This is a genomic window from Pseudomonas sp. FP2309, assembly GCF_030687575.1.
Classification (GTDB): Bacteria; Pseudomonadota; Gammaproteobacteria; order Pseudomonadales; family Pseudomonadaceae; genus Aquipseudomonas.
The window spans coordinates 318,465-335,558 of record NZ_CP117439.1; the positions used below are offsets into that span (position 1 = coordinate 318,465).

13 protein-coding genes are annotated in these 17,094 nt (G+C 60.1%); 5 read left to right on the top strand and 8 right to left on the bottom strand.

The genetic code is table 11. The annotated features are described in order from the left end of the window. Position 1: 1 nt before the first annotated feature. From rfbD to rfbB, 4 genes are read right to left on the bottom strand one after another with little or no spacing between them, the layout of a single operon-like run. Complete coding sequence (gene rfbD, locus PSH59_RS01435) at positions 2 to 883, bottom strand: dTDP-4-dehydrorhamnose reductase (protein ID WP_305394124.1); 882 nt, start codon at positions 881 to 883, stop codon at positions 2 to 4. After that, positions 880 to 1,425, bottom strand: coding sequence for a dTDP-4-dehydrorhamnose 3,5-epimerase (gene rfbC, locus PSH59_RS01440; RefSeq protein ID WP_305394125.1), 546 nt, complete (start codon positions 1,423 to 1,425; stop codon positions 880 to 882). The genes rfbD and rfbC overlap by 4 nt, the downstream gene beginning before the upstream one ends. Continuing rightward, positions 1,406 to 2,299, bottom strand: a complete 894-nt coding sequence (gene rfbA, locus PSH59_RS01445; protein WP_305394126.1) for a glucose-1-phosphate thymidylyltransferase RfbA — start codon at positions 2,297 to 2,299, stop codon at positions 1,406 to 1,408. Before rfbA ends, rfbC begins: the two co-directional genes overlap by 20 nt. Next, entirely contained in the window at positions 2,296 to 3,378 is a 1,083-nt protein-coding gene (gene rfbB, locus PSH59_RS01450; protein WP_305394127.1) for a dTDP-glucose 4,6-dehydratase, read from the bottom strand. Before rfbB ends, rfbA begins: the two co-directional genes overlap by 4 nt. A gap of 150 nt (positions 3,379 to 3,528) precedes the next feature. On the opposite strand from rfbB, the gene PSH59_RS01455 reads away from it, so the two are divergent. From PSH59_RS01455 to PSH59_RS01465, 3 genes are all read left to right on the top strand, one after another. After that, positions 3,529 to 6,438 carry an aminotransferase gene (locus tag PSH59_RS01455; RefSeq protein ID WP_305394128.1) on the top strand — a complete coding sequence of 970 codons (2,910 nt, stop codon included), beginning with the start codon at positions 3,529 to 3,531 and terminating at the stop codon, positions 6,436 to 6,438. Positions 6,439 to 6,558: 120 nt separating this feature from the next. Continuing rightward, a complete protein-coding gene (gene aguA / locus PSH59_RS01460) occupies positions 6,559 to 7,665 on the top strand; it encodes an agmatine deiminase (protein WP_248083137.1) in 1,107 nt (368 codons plus the stop codon). A 247-nt stretch (positions 7,666 to 7,912) separates the two neighbouring features. After that, positions 7,913 to 8,128: a hypothetical protein gene (locus tag PSH59_RS01465; RefSeq protein WP_248083140.1), complete on the top strand. Its 216-nt coding sequence runs from the start codon at positions 7,913 to 7,915 to the stop codon at positions 8,126 to 8,128. A 59-nt stretch (positions 8,129 to 8,187) separates the two neighbouring features. Here the strand turns inward: PSH59_RS01465 and PSH59_RS01470 are convergent, their stop codons facing one another. Next, entirely contained in the window at positions 8,188 to 10,284 is a 2,097-nt protein-coding gene (locus PSH59_RS01470; RefSeq protein WP_305394129.1) for a TonB-dependent siderophore receptor, read from the bottom strand. Between the two features lie 410 nt (positions 10,285 to 10,694). Here PSH59_RS01470 and PSH59_RS01475 point away from each other — a divergent pair, with 410 nt between their 5' ends. Next, positions 10,695 to 12,011 (top strand): OprD family porin, encoded by a 1,317-nt coding sequence (locus PSH59_RS01475; RefSeq protein WP_248083144.1) that lies wholly within the window; start codon positions 10,695 to 10,697, stop codon positions 12,009 to 12,011. A gap of 73 nt (positions 12,012 to 12,084) precedes the next feature. On the opposite strand, the gene PSH59_RS01480 is transcribed toward PSH59_RS01475, so the two are convergent. The 3 genes from PSH59_RS01480 to PSH59_RS01490 form a co-directional block, all read right to left on the bottom strand. Then, a complete protein-coding gene (locus tag PSH59_RS01480) occupies positions 12,085 to 14,214 on the bottom strand; it encodes a M48 family metallopeptidase (RefSeq protein ID WP_305394130.1) in 2,130 nt (709 codons plus the stop codon). Between the two features lie 168 nt (positions 14,215 to 14,382). Next, positions 14,383 to 15,012: a LysE family translocator gene (locus tag PSH59_RS01485; RefSeq protein ID WP_305394131.1), complete on the bottom strand. Its 630-nt coding sequence runs from the start codon at positions 15,010 to 15,012 to the stop codon at positions 14,383 to 14,385. Further along, a complete protein-coding gene (locus PSH59_RS01490; RefSeq protein WP_305394132.1) occupies positions 15,009 to 15,416 on the bottom strand; it encodes a VOC family protein in 408 nt (135 codons plus the stop codon). Before PSH59_RS01490 ends, PSH59_RS01485 begins: the two co-directional genes overlap by 4 nt. A 128-nt stretch (positions 15,417 to 15,544) precedes the next feature. On the opposite strand from PSH59_RS01490, the gene PSH59_RS01495 reads away from it, so the two are divergent. Continuing rightward, positions 15,545 to 16,867, top strand: coding sequence for a PLP-dependent aminotransferase family protein (locus PSH59_RS01495; protein ID WP_305394133.1), 1,323 nt, complete (start codon positions 15,545 to 15,547; stop codon positions 16,865 to 16,867). Positions 16,868 to 17,094 lie beyond the last annotated feature (227 nt).

Consider the following 17,094-nt stretch of genomic DNA (forward strand, 5'->3'; position numbering starts at 1 on the left):
CCTAGTGCCGCTCGGCAAGACACTCGCGCAATGCGTCCTGCCACGGCGGTTGGCTGACCTGCCATTGCTGTTGCAGGCGACTGCAATTGAGGCGCGAGTTCAATGGGCGCCTGGCCGGTGTGGGGTAGGCACTGGAGGGGATCGCTTCCAGTTCAGCGCAAGCCTTGCCATCGGCGCGCAAATGCTCGGCAATCGCCTGGGCGAAACCAAACCACGAGGTTTCACCTCGGGCGGTCAGGTGATAGACGCCCCATTCCCCCGGCTTGCCGGCTTGCCAGCGTTCGATCAACGTGTGGGTGCTGCGGGCAATGGTCCCGGCCCAGGTCGGCGCGCCGATCTGGTCGGCTACGATGCGCAGGTGCGGCTTTTCCTGCAGCAGGCGCTCCAGGGTCAGCAGGAAATTCTTGCCGTGATTGGAATACACCCAACTGGTGCGCAGGATCAGGTACGCGCCGCCCACCGCTGCAATCGCACGCTCGCCGGCCAGCTTGCTCCTGCCGTAGACGCCCAGCGGGTCGGGCATGTCAGCTTCGGTGTAGGGCGCAGGCTTGCTGCCGTCGAATACGTAGTCGGTGGAGTAGTGGATCAGCGGGATACCCAGCGCCTTGGCCTCTTCAGCCAGCACGCCGGGGGCGATGGCGTTGATGGCGAAGGCGACGTCCGGTTCGCTTTCGGCGAGATCGACCGCCGTGTGGGCGGCGGCGTTGATGATCAGGTCCGGGTGGTGGGTGCGTATTTGCTTGCGGATGTGCTCGGGGTTGGCCAGGTCCAGTTGGTCGCGGCCCAGGATGATCAATTCGCCAAGGCCATGAAGCTGCTGCTGCAGCGCGCGGGAGACTTGGCCGTGTTGGCCGGTGATGAGGATTCTTAAAAGCCTAATCAAGGGAACAGGTCCGCGTCCTTCAGGCATTTACCGACCTGGTCTTTGGCAGACAAGATCGGTGGGCCGTCCAGCTGCCAATCGATATTGAGCTCTGAATCGTCCCATCGAATGCACCGTTCTGCGGAGGGGGTGTAGTAATCCGTGGTTTTATAGAGAACCTCTGCATAGTCGCTGAGCACTAGAAAACCATGGGCAAAGCCAGGCGGAATCCACAGTTGACGGCTATTGCCAGCAGATAAGCGCACGCTTGCCCATTTACCGAAACCGGATGAACCCTGACGGATATCCACCGCCACATCCAACACTTCACCGGCTGTTACTCGAACCAGCTTGCCTTGTGGGTGTTCGATTTGGTAGTGCAGGCCACGCAGCACACCTTTTTGGGAGCGTGAGTGGTTGTCTTGTACGAATGGCTGCTGCAGCCCAGCGATTTGTGCAAAATCTCTGGCATTGAAACTCTCGTAGAAAAAGCCGCGTTCATCGCCAAATACCTTCGGCTCGATGATCAATACACCGAGCAACTCAGTGGCGGATACATTCATATGGATTATCCCTTGCTAGGGTGAGCAAGTATTGACCATAACCGGTCTTGCCAAAATATTTTGCTCGTTCAAGTAAGTACTCGCGGTCAATCCAACGGTTCTGATAAGCAATTTCTTCCAGACATGCCACTTTCAGGCCTTGGCGATGCTCAATGGTCTGCACGTAGAGGGAGGCTTCCAAAAGACTGTCGTGGGTACCTGTGTCGAGCCAAGCGAAGCCTCGACCAAATCGCTCCACTTGCAGATCGCCACGCTTTAGATAAGCGTTGTTGATGTCGGTAATTTCCAGCTCGCCGCGGTGTGAGGGTTTGACCTCTTTGGCGATCTGGATCACGTCGTTGTCGTAGAAGTAAAGGCCGGTTACTGCGTAAGGCGATTTTGGTTTTAACGGCTTTTCTTCGATAGACAGAGCACGCCCCTCGCTATCGAAGTCGATTACACCAAAACGCTGGGGATCTTTGACCCAGTAGCCGAATACCGTGGCGCCCGAAGCCCGTTTTGCCGCGGCACGCAGTTGGTCGCCGAAATGCTGGCCATGGAAGATGTTGTCACCCAGGATCAAACACACAGGATCATCACCGATAAACTCTTCACCGATGATAAACGCCTGCGCCAATCCATCCGGAGATGGCTGTTCGGCATAGCTGAAACGTACGCCAAACTGGCTGCCATCTCCCAGCAAGTTTCGATATTGCGGCAAGTCCACCGGGGTGGAGATCACCAAGATGTCCCTGATTCCTGCCAGCATCAGCACCGAGATCGGATAGTAGATCATCGGCTTGTCATACACGGGCAGCAATTGCTTGGACACACCCAGGGTAATGGGGTGCAGGCGGGTGCCAGAGCCGCCTGCCAATACGATTCCCTTCATCATGCAATCAAATCCTTCAAGTCAGTGTTGCCCAAACGTTCACCCTGATAACTGCCGTCCTGAACCCTTCGGCACCATTCCAGATTATTGAGGTACCACTGCACAGTTTTGCGCAGGCCGGTCTCGAAGGTCTCTTTGGGAGCCCAACCTAATTCGCGTTCGATCTTGCTGGCATCAATCGCATAACGCTGATCGTGACCCGGGCGGTCCTTGACGAAGGTTATCAGGTCGATGAATTTTTCGACTCCCGCCGGACGTTGCGGTGCCAACTCTTCCAGCAGCCCGCAGATGCCCCGTACCACGTCAATGTTCTTTTGCTCGTTGTGGCCGCCGATGTTGTAGGTTTCGCCCACAACGCCTTCGGTTACAACTTTCAACAACGCACGTGCGTGGTCCTCTACGAACAGCCAGTCCCGAACCTGCAAGCCATCACCGTAGACGGGTAGGGGCTTGCCCGCGAGGGCGTTGAGGATTACCAGCGGTATCAGCTTTTCGGGGAAGTGGAATGGTCCGTAGTTGTTCGAGCAATTTGTCAGCAGCACCGGTAGGCCGTAGGTGCGTTGCCATGCGCGCACCAAGTGGTCAGAGGCTGCCTTACTTGCGGAATAGGGCGAACTGGGGGCGTAGGGCGTGGTTTCTGTGAACAGATCGTCTACGTCGTGGAGGTCACCATACACCTCGTCGGTGGAGATGTGATGAAAGCGAAACGCGCTCTTGGCCGGCTCTGCCAACTGATGCCAATAGGCGCGCGTGGCCTCAAGCAAGCTATAAGTACCAACGATATTGGTCTGGATAAAGTCCGACGGACCATCAATCGAACGGTCGACGTGGGACTCGGCGGCCAGGTGCATGATCGCGTGGGGCTCGAAGCGCGTCAGCACCGCGCTGACGCTGGCCTGGTCGACGATATCGGCCTGGACGAACTCATAGCGGCTGTTGGACGCGATGCCTGTCAGCGACTCCAGGTTGCCGGCGTAAGTGAGTTTGTCGAGGTTGAGCACTTCGTGTTCGGTGTGTTGAATCAGGTGACGGATCAACGCAGAACCGATAAAACCGGCGCCACCGGTGATGAGAATGCGCATGTCGGAGGGCCTTTTCTTTAGACGGACATCAAGCGAATGGAGCATAGCTTGAGTTGTGAAACCGGGCGGCGCAAGAGCGGAGTAGGTGGGGGTTGCTTAACCCTCGCAAACAATGGCGATATACACACCTAAAAAATCGAGGCTACTCCCATGCCATTCGCCACATTGATCCACCGCGCCAGTCTACCCTGCCCGAAAGTAGGCGCCGAGCAGGCGGCTCAATGGCTGGCGCAGCATTACGGTCTCGCCGGCACGCTGCAATCACTGGGTAGCCAGCAAGACCTCAATTACAAAGTCGACAGCCCACACGGCCGGTTTGTGCTGAAAATCTGCCGGGGTGAATACGCCGCGTTGGAGTTGCAGGCCCAGCACGCGGCGCTTAACAGCTTGAACAGCTCGCAGGCCGTGCGCGTGCCCAACGTCATCCAGGCCCTGAGCGGCGAGGAGTTGTTGACGGTGAGCGTTGACGGCCAGGCCTTGCACCTGCGGCTGTTGGACTATGTCGACGGCGAGCCGTTGACCCATCTGCCTCACTTGGGGCGCGACGTGATTGCAGGGTTTGGCGACCTCTGCGGCCGTATGAGCCAGGCCTTGGCCGATTTCGAACACCCTGGCCTGGAGCGCACGCTGCAATGGGACCCACGCCATGCCCAGGCGCTGATCGTGCACCTGCTGAGCACATTGGAAAACCTGCCCCACCGCGCCGCGCTGGAACGCGCGGCCGAGCAGGTGCAAGCGCGCGTGCGTCCGCTGGCCGACCGCCTGCCGCGGCAAGCCGTGCACATGGATATCACCGACGACAACGTGGTGTGGCAGCGCGATGCCCAGCGCCATTGGCACGTACAGGGTGTGATCGATTTTGGCGATCTGGTGCACACCTGGCGGATTGCTGACCTGTCGGTGACCTGCGCGGCCTTGTTGCACCATGCCGAGGGTGACCCCTTTGCCATCTTGCCGGCCATCCAGGCCTGCCACGCGATTACCTCGTTGCAGCGCGAAGAATTGCAGGCGCTGTGGCCGCTGATTGTGGCGCGTGCCGCCGTGCTGGTGCTGAGCAGCGAACAGCAGCAGCGCCTGGATCCGGACAACGGCTACCTGCTGAAAAACGCGGCTCACGAATGGGAAATTTTCCACGTGGCGACGTCGGTGCCATTTGAGCTGATGGAAGCGGCCATTTTAAGCAGCGTTGGGCAGGCGCTGGGACCGATTGCCAGCCAGGACTTCGCCCCGTTGCTGCCTGGGCTGGTGGGGCGTGAGTTCGCGCTGATCGACTTGGGTGTGCTTAGCCCGCATTTTGAAGCGGGCAATTGGGAGTCGCCGGGCATCGATCACCGGTTATTGGATGAGGCGGCAGCGGTACATGGCTTGGCGGCCAGCCGTTACGGGCAATACCGTTTATCGCGCACGCGCCCGGACAGCCCGACTGAGCCGGAGACGTTTGCACTTCATGTCGAACTGCATCTGCCCCATGGCACGGCGGTCGAAGCGCCGTTTGCCGGTACGTTGCGCCAGGACGCCGACGGCCTGCTGAGCGTGCAGGGCGTCGAGCTGAGCGTGCGTGTGTGGGGCGTGAAAACGCTGCTCAAGCCCGGTGCGTTGCTGGTAAAAGGGCAAATCGTGGGTGAGGTTCACGCACCGCTGAGGGTGCAATTGTGCCGCGCCGACCTGGAACCGCCGCTGTTTTGCACGCCGTCCCGCGCGGCGGCCTGGCAGGCCCTGTGTCCGTCGCCGGCGGACTTGCTTGGCCTGGCCTGTGATGCTGAACCCGAACTTGATCCGCATGCCCTGTTGGCCCGCCGCGATGCCAGTTTTGCGCGTTCGCAGAAACACTATTACGTCGACCCGCCGCGCATCGAGCGCGGCTGGCGCAATCACTTGATCGACATGCAGGGCCGTTCCTATCTGGACATGCTCAACAACGTCGCAGTGCTGGGCCACGGCCACCCGCGCATGGCGGCGGTAGCGGCGCGCCAGTGGTCGCTGCTTAACACAAACTCGCGGTTTCACTATGCGGCGATCGCCGAATTTTCCGAGCGTTTGCTCGCGCTGGCGCCAGAGGGCATGGACCGCGTGTTCCTGGTCAACAGCGGCACCGAGGCCAACGACCTGGCCATTCGCCTGGCCTGGGCCTACAGCGGCGGGCGCGACATGCTCAGTGTGCTGGAGGCCTACCACGGCTGGTCGGTGGCGGCGGATGCGGTCTCCACCTCGATTGCCGACAACCCCCAGGCGCTGAGCAGCCGCCCGGACTGGGTGCACCCGGTGACCGCGCCGAATACCTATCGCGGTGAATTTCGCGGGCACGACAGCGCGCCGGACTACGTGCGCAGCGTGGAACACAACCTGGCGAAAATCGCCGCGAGTAAACGCCAATTGGCGGGTTTCATCTGCGAGCCGGTGTATGGCAATGCGGGCGGCATCTCGCTGCCGCCGGGTTATTTGCAGCAGGTATACGGGCTGGTCCGCGCCGCGGGCGGTGTGTGTATCGCCGACGAGGTGCAAGTGGGCTACGGCCGCATGGGGCACTTTTTCTGGGGATTTGAGGAGCAGGGCGTCGTGCCCGACATCATTACCATGGCCAAGGGCATGGGCAACGGCCAGCCGTTGGGTGCGGTGATTACCCGCCGTGAAATCGCCGAAGCGCTGGAAGCCGAAGGGTATTTCTTCTCGTCATCGGGGGGCAGCCCGGTCAGTTGCCGGATCGGCATGGCGGTGCTGGATGTGATGGAAGAAGAAAAACTGTGGGAAAACGCCCAAGTGGTAGGCGGACATTTCAAGGCGCGGTTGGAAGCACTCATCGACCGTCACCCCTTGGTCGGCGCAGTGCACGGCTCCGGGTTCTACCTGGGGCTGGAACTGGTGCGCAACCGCCAAACGCTGGAGCCGGCCACCGAGGAAACCACATTGTTGTGCGATCGCCTGCGTGAACTGGGCATTTTCATGCAGCCCACCGGCGATTATCTGAACATCCTTAAGATTAAGCCGCCGATGGTTACGTCTAAACGCAGCGTGGATTTCTTTGTCGACATGCTGTCGAAGGTGCTCGATGAACACTTGTAGATAATCGATTGTTATCGGTTATTGCCTGTCATATTTATCGATCACTCTTGTTGATCGCTTTTAAAGCCGATTTTTATCCGTTATAAAGTCGGCCTTACCCCATTCGGAGTCCTGATCGCCATGACCACCCTGCACAGCACCCCCCGCGCCGATGGCTTCCACATGCCCGCCGAATGGGCGCCACAGACCCAGACCTGGATGGTGTGGCCCGAGCGCCCGGACAACTGGCGTCTGGGCGGCAAGCCGGCCCAGGCAGCGCATGTGGCGGTGGCCAAGGCCATTGCGCGTTTTGAGCCGGTGACGGTGGCGGTTTCCGCAGGCCAATACGAAAACGCTCGGGCCCGCCTGGATGTACCGAATATTCGCGTGGTGGAGATGTCCAGCGATGACGCCTGGGTACGTGATACCGGCCCCACCTTTGTGATCAACAACAGCGGCGAAGTGCGCGGCGTGAACTGGGATTTCAACGCCTGGGGCGGGTTTGATGGTGGTCTTTACTCGCCGTGGAACCGTGACGCGCAGGTGGGCGGCAAGATCCTCGAAATCGAACGCGCGCCGCGCTACCGCACCGAAGGTTTTGTGCTGGAAGGCGGTTCGATCCACGTCGACGGCGAAGGCACCCTGATCACCACCGAAGAGTGCCTGCTTAACCGCAATCGCAACCCGCATCTGGACCGTGGGCAGATCGAAGCGGTGCTGAGCGACAATCTGGCTGTGGATAAGATCATCTGGCTGCCGGACGGCCTGTTCAACGACGAAACCGACGGCCATGTGGATAACTTTTGCTGCTACGTGCGCCCAGGTGAAGTATTGCTGGCGTGGACCGACGACCCGCAAGACCCCAACTACGCGCGCTGCCACGCCGCCATGGACGTACTGCAAAGCAGCACCGACGCCAAAGGACGCGCGTTCACGGTGCATAAAATGCCGATTCCGGGGCCGCTGTACGCCACTGAAGCAGAATGCGCAGGCGTCGACCCGGTGGACGGTTCCCAGGAACGTAACCCGAGCGTGCGCCTGGCCGGTTCCTACGTGAACTTCCTGATCGTCAACGGTGGCATCATCGCGCCAAGTTTCGACGACCCGTTGGACAGCGAGGCCAAGGCCATCCTGCAGAACCTGTTCCCGCAGCACGAAGTGGTGATGGTGCCGGGCCGCGAACTGTTACTGGGTGGCGGCAATATTCACTGTCTGACCCAACAGCAGCCTGCCCCCCACAGAAACTGAGTGCAGTTGTAACAGCACCTTTCGCGTAACCGCAGCGCTACTCGCTTTCAGCGCCCACAGCAAGCCCACAGCAAGCCCGCAGCCGAGCACGGTTGTGGGCTTTTTTGTGGGTGTACGCCTGTGAACAAGGGGCGTTGGCATAGCTCTTGTATCGATGATGGTCACAGTGGTTCAGGGTCATGACTGCGCAGTTTTGTCATAAACCTTGAGTAAGTTAGCCGCTCAAGCAGTAGGAGAGAGCGCTGAAATGAATGCCAATACCACCCCGATGTATACGCGCGCCTTCCACCCTACGCGGGTCAATGGCGACGCGATCCACGCGCTTGGGCTCTGGTTGAAGGACCACGGGTCGCGGCAGGTCAGACGACAGCCGGATTGGCGCAGTGTGATGAGCGAACGCTACCCGCAGGGGCTGCTCAGCGAGGACGAACTGCAGGTTTTGTGTGACTTGATGCACACCTGAAGAGCACGACGCTCAACGATGTGGGAGCGGCCTGCTCCCACACTCAATCGAGTCAGGCGCTAGAAACTGTAAGTGCCCGTTACCACCAGGTTACGCGGCTCCCCCGGCTGAATCTGCGCCACACTGGTGGCGGATTCGTAGTAAGTCTTATCGGCAATGTTGTTCAGCGCCGCCCGCACGTCCCATGCCTTATGGCGGAACCCGACCAACGCATCCCAACTGCCATAACCCGGCAGGACCACGGTATTGAGGCTGTCGGCATAGCGGTCGCCCACCAGGGTCAAGCCGGTTTCGGCGTACCAGCCCATTTCGGGTTTCCAGGTGATGAACAGACTGGCATTGCGCTTGGCCACGTCGCTGACGCGCTTGCCTTCAAAGCCGTTGGTGTCCTTTTCGACCTTGGCATCCTGCAGACCGACGCCGCCGCGTACGTACCAGTTGTCGACGATCTTGCCGGTGGCGGTGAGCTCGACGCCGCGTGAACGCTGCAGGCCGCTGAGCAGGGTGATGGTGCGGTTCAAAGGGTCGCTGGTGCGGCGGTTGTAGAGTTCCAGTTCGTAGATTGCCAGGGTAGTGCTCAGGCGATCGTCGAACCAATCGCTTTTCACGCCGATTTCCTTTTGCTTGGTCAGCTCGGGGCTCAGGTCGTTGACGCTGCCGGCGGCGTTCGGGGTGATGCCGATCAAGCCGCCACCCGCCGGGGAGAAGGTCTTGCTCCACGACGCATAGAACGAGTGATGTTCCAGCGGCGTCCAGACCAGGCCGAAGCGCGGGCTGGTGCTGTGGCTCTTAACGTCTTGCCGGGTGTTGAGCACCTTGTTGGTGGTGTCCACTTCGAAGCGGTCGTAACGCAGGCCGGCCAGCACTTGCCACTGGTCATTCAGGCGCAGTTGGTCTTGTACATAGACCGCGCGGCTGTCGACTTCGGTGTGGTTATTGCTCGATACGCTCATCGGTCCGGTGTGGCTCAGGTTCCGGTTCGGCTGGTTGAGGTCCAGGCTCGGCACGGCCTGGCCGCCGCGGTTGGCGGGGGTGACGGGGGTGGCGGTGTAGAGCTTGGGATCGCGGCGCTGGTTACCCAGCTCAAGCCCGGTGAGCAGGCGGTGCTCCAGGCCGAAGGTCGTGAGGCCACCTTCGAGTTCGACGTTGTTGAAGACGTTGAGCGTGGTCAGGTCTTGCTGCCAGCGTTGGCGCGTGACGCGGTTGGTCGCAGGCGTGTAGGCGGTCACGTAGGTGTTGTCGAAATCGCTGTCGAGTTTGAACACACCGAGGGTCTGGCGCAGTTGCCAGTTGTCGTTGAGTTCATAGGCCAGCTTGGAGCGCAGCGACTGGGTTTTGTCGTCGATGTAGTCGCGGCTGTCACCGTAGGTGGTGCTGCGGCTCACGTCGGCCGGGCGACCGTTGACGCCAGGGATACCACGGTCGGGCGCGCGGTTGTAGCGGCTGTATTCGTATTGCATCAGCCAGTTGAGGTCCGGGGTGAGCTGCCAGCTCATGGACGGCGCAAACAGTTGGCGACTGCCACTGACGTCATCGCGGAAACTGTTGTTGTCCTGGTTGCCCATGTTCAGGCGCAGGCTGATGTTATCGGTGGGGTCAGTGCTCAAGTCGGCATACAAGCTGCGCAAATCGTTGCTGCCACCCTGGGCTTCAATGCTCGACGCGCGCCCGGCCGTCGGTAGTTTGCTCACGCGGTTGACGATACCTCCCTGACCGCCTCGCCCGTACAGCACCGCTGCCGGCCCTTTGAGCACTTCGATGCGCTCGATGTTATGCAGGTCCCGCACGTACTGGCTGTCGTCGCGAATGCCGTCCAGGTAAAAGTCGTTGCTCGCGTCAAAACCCCGGATGCGCAAACTGTCGAAGCGGGTGTCGGCGCCACTGCTCACGTTAGGAATACCGCGTAAGGCCTGGCCCAGGTCATTGATGCCATAGGCGCGCAGGCTTTCGGTCTTCACCGAGTCGATCGCCTGGGGCACGTAGCGCACCGGGGTGGCGGTGCGCGTCGCCGTGCTGGTTTGCTTGACGCGTGGGTCGTCTTCATCAGCCTCGGCGCTGATCGAGGTTTCAGGCAACGTGGTCGCCGCACAGGCAAAACCGGCAGACAGCAAAACAGAAAGCCCAAGGGTCGTGGGCGTCAGGCGAGGGGCAGACATGGAGGAATGTATCCAGATGGTTTAGAAGGAAAACAGCGCGTTAATGGTAATGCTTTGCATTTGCGCGCGTTATCTATTACCAAACGTATCGGCTTTGGAATATGTTGCTAAATGTGTTTTTTGTCGCTGGATGACAAGAATTTTTGTCGTTTTTAGGACGTCTGTAAGCCATTGCTTAGAATCAAATCGCCTAAATACAGACGATTCACGAAATTGACACATAGTTCAGCGCGCGACTAGGATTGCGCCCAACGCCTGTGGCTAACCGCCATAACTCATCCAATAAAAAAAGGCCCGCGGCATGTTAAGTCGTCCGCGGGCCTTTTTTTTTGGAATAAGCCGATACCTAAAAGCGACACGGAGCCTGGTGTCACAGCGCGTACTCAACCAGGAATAAGGAATACAAGAAAATGTTGAAGCAACGGATGAGTCTGATCGCTCTGGGGATTTTGAGCGCATCGACAGCCATGGCAAACGACCAGGAGCAATCCAAGGGTTTCGTTGAAGACAGCCACCTGAACATCGCTGCACGTAACGCCTATATCAGCCGCGACTACAAAAACGGCAAACAAGACAAAGCCGAATGGGGTCAGGGCTTCATCGGCAAGTTCGAATCCGGCTTCACCCAGGGCACCGTGGGTGTGGGTGTGGACGTGATCGGTCAATATGCTATTCGTCTGGACGGTGGCCAAGGCCGTGCCGGCGCGGGCGGTATCGACTTCTTCAAGCAGGGTAATGGCACCACCAACCCTGACGGCACGGCAAACCCTGGCTCGGCACCTCACGACCTGGCCAAAGGCGGCGCAGCTGTTAAGTTCCGCGTCTCCAACACCGTGCTCAAGTACGGCGACCAGTTCCCTAACGTACCGGTCCTGGCCTACGACAACTCTCGTCTGCTGTCCGAAACGTTCACCGGTACCTCGATCGTCTCCAAAGAGATCGCCGGCCTGCAACTGGACGCCGGTCACTTCACCAAGGAAGCTCGCAAGAGCGCCGAAGGTACCGACAGCGGCCGTCTGAAAAGCATCGATTACGTGGGTGGTAGCTACAAGTTCACCGAAAGCCTGTCCGCCGCGCTGTACGCCTCCGACATGGAAGACGTGCTGAAAAAGCAATACGTCAACGTCAACTACGTGCTGGCCCTGCCAGAGAAGCAATCGCTGACCTTTGACTTCAACGGCTACAAAACCAAGCTCGACAAGCGCTTCGCCCTGGAAAACCAAGGCAGCGAAGACGCCCGCGACAACAAGATCTGGAGCCTGGGCGCCACGTGGGCCGTTGGTCCGCACAGCTTCACCGTCGCTCACCAGCGCAGCACCGGCGACACCGGCTACCTGTACGGCGGCTACCGCAACGCCGGCGGCATCGGCGACGGCGGCAACACCATCCTGCTGGCCAACTCCTACTGGTCCGACTTCAACGGCAAGGACGAGCGCTCCTGGCAGGCGGGTTATGGCCTGGACTTCAGCACCTTCGGCGTGCCTGGCCTGACCTACAACGTCGCCTACGTGCGCGGCACCAACATTGACGACGGTTCCAACCGTGGCAATGGCACCGAGCGCGAAATCTTCAACCAGTTCAAATACGTCGTTCAGAGCGGCCCGGCCAAAGACCTGAGCCTGCGTGCACGTGCGTCCTGGCTGCGGGTTTCCAGCAACGCCGACAAGTACAACGTGGGCGGAAACGAACTGCGTCTGTTCGCCGACTACCCGATCAACGTTTTCTGATTGATCGCAGGTCGCGCCTGATGCCAGGCGATAAAAAACCCCGACTGGTTCGGGGTTTTTTTATGACCGCCAATCAGCCCTCGCGGTGCTGCAGAATTTTGCGGGCCTGGAACGCGTTAACGTAGTCGGTCATCAGCATCAGTCCCTCATACGGCTGGATTTTTTTGTCGGCGACGCACAACTGCGCCATCTGCAACAGCACTTGGCGTTTCTTCTTATTGACCCTGGCGCCCGGCACGCCAAATGCGGTTTTGCGCAACACGGGCAAAGGGGCCTCAGGGGTCAGCTCCACCGTCACCCAGACGCCTTGCATAAACTGCAGCGTGACATTGTCGATGTGCTCAATGGGCAACGGCTGCGCCAAGTTGGCGAACACAAAATGTTCCGGTGTCAGGCGCAACGCGATCTGTGGCGCGCGTTTGAAGCGACGCACCCCCAGCCAGAGAAAGATCAGCGCGATACCAGCAATCGCCGCACCGGCGCCGATGGCGGATAACGGCGTGCCTTTCATGCGCTCCGGCGCGAGCCAGGGTTGGGCCATGACCCACAGCCCCAGCAGCACGAAGGGAATCGACAGCAGCGCCATCAGCACGGCGCGTCGGCGGCCGCCTTCGTGAAACGCCTGCTCGCCCTGGGCCGATACGGCCATGGTCTCCAGCAGATGGGTGTGCGCAGTGTTTTCGGACACCGCCACGTCGATCAAGGCGCGAGACAACTGCTCGCGCAGTGCCTGCGGTGTGCGGAAGCAGGCATCGATGTGCGTGTTCGCCGCGTCGGCATCCACCGTGCGGGTGGCGCTGCGCAGGGCATCCTCCAGCGGCACGTTCAGCGCGCGCAGACGTTCGTCATTGGACGGGTGGGAATCGGTCGGGTGCGCTTGATGACTCTCCAGCGCTTCGGGCGGCAGTTGCAACTCACGTGTGCACACCGTGGCGAGTACCGCGGCGGGCAGGTCCGTCGCCGTGGCGGCGTCACACAGCGCCAGCAGTGAGTCCTCGATGTGTGGGTGCAATACGGACACCCGCAACAACGCCGATGCCGCGGCGGCATGGCCAGCCAACCGCGCGCCGGCGGCATCCGCCAGCAATTCGCGCTCACGGCTCCAGTGGTTTACCGCGTGATCAAAGCGCTGCATGAAAAACACACCGAACATGAACAACGGCCGCATCAACTGCCCCTGAATAAAGCCGCTGCTCAGCGAGGTATCCAGCAGCGCCCCAAGGCTGCAATTGACCCCCTCGTAGATCGGCAAAAAGCGCAGGCTGTAGTCGGTGTCCTGCCCAGCAAAGTGCGCCAGTTCATGGCCGATCACTGCGTCGATTTCCTCACGGCTCAACAGGCCCAGGTACAGCAGCGGCACATGCAAGGTGCGTCCGTGCAGCAGCGTGTTCGCCGGTTGCACAATGGCTTCGCTGGAGGTCACGTAAAAACCTTGGGCCAGGCTCACCACGATATGCTCCGGAGGCAGCGCACCGAGCGAGCCCGCCAACGCATTCACCTGGCGCCACAACCCCGGCGCCTGCTCGGGCGTCACCACTTCACCGAACAACTCCAGCGGTTCGGGCGTGAACAGACGCAGCATCGGGCGCAGCTGTTTAAGCAACTGCCAGATCGAATACAGACAAAATGCGGCGATCACCCACAGCACCGCCATCAACTTGATTTCGCCGCTGGCCAGCCGGCCGATATGCCACATCGCCAAGCCTTCAAAACCCAGCGCCAACGCGACCGCCGCCGCCATCGCCACGCCATGGCTCACCAGCACATAGGGCAACAAACGGCTGCCCTGGGAAAACACCTGTAACAACATCTCTCGCGACTGCAGCGCCCGCCACGCCGCCCAGTACGTGCCGGCCAACGCCGCCACACCGATGAACGCCGCCAACAGCCCCAGACCGATCACCCATGGCGCCAGGGCTCGCATTGCACGGTTCACGTGGTGAGCGGTGGGCAGTTCGGCCTCGATTACTACCAGCCGGCTGAGCGCCAGATAGACGCTGATTTTTTCATCGACCAGTTGCACCTCAGCCGCCGGGTCCTTTGCCGCCAGTGCTTGGAGTCGCTGTTTAGCGATATCCACAGTGATGTGGTAATCGATCATCGCGGTGGTGGATTCGGCAGCCCGCTGCCGCTCCCAGACGCCGAGAGTGGCCAACAGCAGGGGGAAAATTACCAGCAGGCAGATCAGTTTCAGGGCGTTCATGGAAGTCCGTTCGCGACGCGGGGGTGTTGGTTATACCGAAAACGTCCGGGGCGCGGCAGCCCATTTTCTGATGCGCGGGTTCTGCGCTGGGGCGTTCCTATGCACATTGGGCAGGCTTTTAACCCCCACATTCAAAGCGCAATACCCCGATCTCGACCGACTCAAAACTTATGCCGGCCGCGACGTAAAAACCAAACGAACCGCAAGCAACACAAAGACAAATGCCAGGCTGCGCGATTGCCACTTCGCGGACTCGCCTTTGTGGGACGCGTAAACCCGGATCATTCCCCCGATCAGGCCCAGCGCAACGTGGAAGATCGACGCGATCAGTGTCAACACCAGCCCCAGCGTCACGATTTGCCGTGCGACCGCAGAACTGCCCGGAACGACGAACTGCGGCAAAAACACCATGAAAAACAGCAGCGCTTTCGGGTTGAGTAAAGAGTTCAGCATCGCGCGCATGAACACTGACATGAGCGAGGCCTGGATGGCGGCGTTCAGTGGAAGTCCGCTACGCACCCGAATGGCCTTCCACGCCATCCACAGCAGATAGAACGCGCCGGCCCAGCGGATCAGATCGAACGACGGTGGCCACTGCGCGATTGCGGCTGCGAGACCGGCAGCGGTGAGCGCGGTCAATACGAGGTCAGCGGCGCCAATGCCCAATGCAGCAACGACGCCGCCACGCCAGCCGTAGCTCGCTCCGTGCGCAATCACGAAGGCCATGTTGGGGCCGGGGGACATCAGCAACAGCAACACCGCCCCGGCAAACAGCAGGAGTGTCGACGGCTCTATCATGTGGGCTCCAGATCGCCGCGATAGACGATGTGAAGCTTGTTGCCATCAGGGTCTCGCAGGTAGGCACCGTAGTAGCCCTCGCCATACCAGGGCCGCTCGCCCGGGCTGCCTTCATCAGTGCCACCCTTCTCGATCCCTGCCGTGTAGGCCGCGCGTACGACGTCGGGCGTTTGAGCATGAAACGCGAGCATGCTGCCATTGCCCGGCGTGGCCGCAAGGCCATTACGCGGTAAGTAGACATAGAATCTGGGCAGCGTGCGCACCGGATGGACCCAGCAAGCCGAGGCGGGGCCTCCATCCGGGGTCACCGCGCGGCGGATCAGCCCGAGTGGCGCAAGCACGGCGTCATAAAAAACCGATGCTCTTTCAAGGTCGGCGCATCCCACAGTAACGTGACTGAACATATCTCAATCGATTCAACGCCACTGGAGCTGTTACCTCCTGCGCGCCGAACTCGCCTCCTTGCTTTGTGTGGGATCGGAGCCTACGCTCGCCACTTGATACACACAAAGAATTGTTCTAGATACATTCAATGACGATGCCACGGTACAAAACCATAGCTGACCAGGTCGCGGAAAATATTCGCAACGGACGTTTGCGCCCCGGAACCCAACTCCCGACGGTACGCACATTGATGCGCGAGCATGGCATTGCGCTTGCGACCGCCGCTCGCGTCTACCGAACGTTGGAATCAATGGGCCTGGTGGTCGGTGAAATGGGGCGTGGCACCTTCGTGCGCGACACCTCTCTTCCACGCGATCTCGGTCTGCAACCGGCATACGGAGCTGGATTAATTGACCTGACCTTCAATAACCCAGCGGTTCCCGGGCAGGCAGAGATGCTGAGGCAGGCACTGCGCAACCTCGCATCCTCGGGCGATCTGGACGCCTTGCTGCATAACGCACCCCATGGCGGGCGTCCGCATGAACGAGAAACTGCTGCGAAACACCTTCGCAACCGTGGCATTCGAGTCCCTGGATCGCAGGTGTTGATCGTCAATGGCGCGCAACAAGGGCTGGCGATGGCGATGATGGCGCTGCTCAAACCGGGCGAGGTGCTCGCGGTCGACGCGCTCACCTACCCGGGCATTAAAGCGCTAGCCGTGGCCCACTGTATTGAGCTTTTGCCCATCCCTTTGGCTGATGGCACGACCAACCTGGACGCGCTCGCGGCCAGTTGCAAGCAGCGTCCGGTACGCGCGTTTTATACGATGCCCTCCCTGCACAACCCCCTGGGATCAATCATGCCGGCCGCAGACCGTAAGCGTTTGATCGCGCTGGCCGAGGAACACGATTTTGCGCTCATCGAGGACGGCGCCTATGCGTTCCTGGCCGAGCCGGCACCCAAGCCATTGTTCACGCTCGCACCGCATCGCACGATCTACGTTTCCGGCCTCTCGAAAAGCGTCGCCTCGGGCTTGCGAATCGGATTTATCGCAGCGCCCCTGTCGCTTATCCCCGCGCTTGAGCAGGCCGTGCGAGCCTCCACATGGAGCTCGCCATCGATCACAGTCGAACTGGCGTGTCGCTGGATCGAAGAAGGCGTGGTGGATGACCTGGAAGAATTGAAACGCAAAGACGCCGCGAATCGCCAACGAATCGCCCGCCGCATTTTCGGCGGCATCAACCTGGTAGGGCATCCAAACGCCTACTTCCTTTGGCTGCCATTGCCCGAAGACATACGCGCCGAAAGCGTTGCTGCTGCATTGCGGCGCGACAACATTATGGTGACGACAGCAGAGCCCTTTTCCGCAGCATCGAATGTGCCTAACGCGCTGCGCGTTGCGCTGGGGTCCATACCTGTTGAAACGCTCAAACTCGCGCTGACAAAAGTGAGAGTTGCCTGCGGCTATTAAGTTTGAATGCCTGTTGCTGAGCGGTTGGTCTTGAGATCGTTATTGCGAGCAGGTGTGGTGCGTACAGTGAATCGCCCCGGATTCTTTAGACACTGAGCGGCACGGGTTTGAGCTTCCGGCAGCAGGAAATTACAACCGCGGTTATCAGGCGAATCTTTCTCGGTTGGGTGCGCTCTCGCCCGTGGAGGCTGCTCAGATCGTACGTTTCCATCAGTTCGCAGACAGCG

Bases quoted from the DNA above. Each gene is read 5' to 3' on its own strand.
- PSH59_RS01465 (WP_248083140.1), top strand. From the start codon at position 7,913: ATGAATGCCAATACCACCCCGATGTATACGCGCGCCTTCCACCCTACG.
- aguA (WP_248083137.1), top strand. From the start codon at position 6,559: ATGACCACCCTGCACAGCACCCCCCGCGCCGATGGCTTCCACATGCCC.
- PSH59_RS01495 (WP_305394133.1), top strand. From the start codon at position 15,545: ATGACGATGCCACGGTACAAAACCATAGCTGACCAGGTCGCGGAAAAT.
- rfbB (WP_305394127.1), bottom strand. From the start codon at position 3,378: ATGCGCATTCTCATCACCGGTGGCGCCGGTTTTATCGGTTCTGCGTTG.
- PSH59_RS01455 (WP_305394128.1), top strand. From the start codon at position 3,529: ATGCCATTCGCCACATTGATCCACCGCGCCAGTCTACCCTGCCCGAAA.
- PSH59_RS01485 (WP_305394131.1), bottom strand. From the start codon at position 15,012: ATGATAGAGCCGTCGACACTCCTGCTGTTTGCCGGGGCGGTGTTGCTG.
- PSH59_RS01480 (WP_305394130.1), bottom strand. From the start codon at position 14,214: ATGAACGCCCTGAAACTGATCTGCCTGCTGGTAATTTTCCCCCTGCTG.
- PSH59_RS01490 (WP_305394132.1), bottom strand. From the start codon at position 15,416: ATGTTCAGTCACGTTACTGTGGGATGCGCCGACCTTGAAAGAGCATCG.
- rfbC (WP_305394125.1), bottom strand. From the start codon at position 1,425: ATGAATGTATCCGCCACTGAGTTGCTCGGTGTATTGATCATCGAGCCG.
- PSH59_RS01470 (WP_305394129.1), bottom strand. From the start codon at position 10,284: ATGTCTGCCCCTCGCCTGACGCCCACGACCCTTGGGCTTTCTGTTTTG.
- PSH59_RS01475 (WP_248083144.1), top strand. From the start codon at position 10,695: ATGTTGAAGCAACGGATGAGTCTGATCGCTCTGGGGATTTTGAGCGCA.
- rfbA (WP_305394126.1), bottom strand. From the start codon at position 2,299: ATGATGAAGGGAATCGTATTGGCAGGCGGCTCTGGCACCCGCCTGCAC.